2 protein-coding genes are annotated in these 1,647 nt (G+C 35.6%); both read right to left on the reverse strand.

The genetic code is table 11. From position 1 onward, the window contains the following. Positions 1-710 (reverse strand): hypothetical protein (locus AB1349_14160; GenBank protein MEW6558469.1); only part of this gene is annotated, 710 nt, incomplete at its 3' end. A gap of 719 nt (positions 711-1,429) precedes the next feature. Beyond that, positions 1,430-1,647, reverse strand: a 218-nt coding sequence (locus tag AB1349_14165) for a hypothetical protein (GenBank protein MEW6558470.1), incomplete at its 5' end; no start/stop codon positions are given.

Genomic DNA, 1,647 nt, shown 5'->3' on the forward strand with positions numbered 1-1,647 from the left:
CCTTCCTCTTTGAATTCTTTATATAGAGCCTGTAATACCCGTGTCATTTTCAGCACCTCCATCATTTTTTGCACATATGTTTCATCAATGAATTTATCAGATATACCAACAAGGCAACCGATTAAAAATAACTGTTCATTTTTATCAGTGATTTTTTGAGCCAGTTCCAGAGCTTCAATAGCTCTCTCCGATTTATCAACAGAATTTTTCATAAGGGGAAGAAAAATTAAATTGAGTTTATCGATTACTTCAAGTACCTTTCCGTTGTTTATTTTTTCCGAAAGTTCTTTATATATTTTGTCACCATCATAACCATGCATATAAACTGCATTTGTAAAATATTTTAATGAGCCATGATCAAGGTTTGTTATGGAACTTTCTATGCCTGCCCCGTAGATTACAGCAGTATGTATTGTTTTTTTCTTTTTTTCATATAGAAGGGCATCATACAGTTTAAATCTTTCCATGTCTTCAATGCTGAAAGTCGTCTGGAATTCCAGATGGAGAAAACTGTCATCGGCAAGATAGAATACGAAATCCATTCTTTGTTCGTCAATCTGCACTTTAGGAAGCTCAGTAGGCTCGGCCCTGACTATTGGGGCAGTTTTTAGTCCATAAAATTCAAGAGTCTGGTTTTTAAACATCCCTGTGAGTGACTTGAAAACAATATCGTAATTTTGATAAGAAATTGAAATATCCTTAGTATTCATAAGTATTCTCTTCCTTTATAGTTTATATATTTATTTTACCAGACTTAAAAAGAAACTACAATGATTTTATTTTTCTGATAACCGTAACAATAACGACACTTACAATCTGTTAATCCCTCTCCATATGCGGACAAATAAAAATTACCCTCTGTTTTCAGTAGCTTATGGCGAAATATGCAGGGGGATTTTTATAAGGATGATGCAGGGAGTGGGGAAGGTTGTTTTGGAGGGTAATTAATGTCTGGACGGGGATTTATGTGATTTTTATGATTAATATGATTTTGGAGTTGCTGTTTTTTTGTTTACCGGTTTTTATTAATGTTTCAGTAAGTTCAGGCGGTTGGATTTTTTTTGTTTTATGGTGTTTGGGGAGTGATATTGCCGCCGGGAATTGATATTGCTTTTTGCTTCCAGGGAAGTCAGTATTATGGAATAGTTTGATGGAAGGGAATTCCTGATAATCAAAATAACCTGTAAATACCAGTGAATAAATACAAGGGAAACAGTAAAAATATCGAAATCCTGTTAATCCCGTAAATCCTGAAAATCCCGGTTCAGAGGGCAGGAATAGGGACAATCTCTACCGGCCTCCATTAAAATACATATAAAGGAAACACTACAAACCGCAAAATCCTGTTAATCCCAAAAATCCCCCCAAATCCCCGTCAAAAATCCCGGTAATCCCGTAAATCCTGAAAATCCCGGTCAAAATCCCGGTCTTATTTTTCCTTCATACTTTCCTGAACATCCAGAGCTTCTTTTATTATTTTCTCAATTGCCTGGAGCGATTCAGAAAGAAATATCTGTCCCGTTATATCGTCAAGTATGGTAAGATCAGTGATTTTCTGGGCTTTCTTCTGGAGTTTCAGAGCTTTCAGTCCAAATTTACATCCCAGGAATTTACATATCATTTCGATTTTGCCTTCGGCTTTGCCTT

It is taken from the genome of Elusimicrobiota bacterium (assembly GCA_040757695.1).
Classification (GTDB): domain Bacteria; phylum Elusimicrobiota; class UBA8919; order UBA8919; family UBA8919; genus JBFLWK01.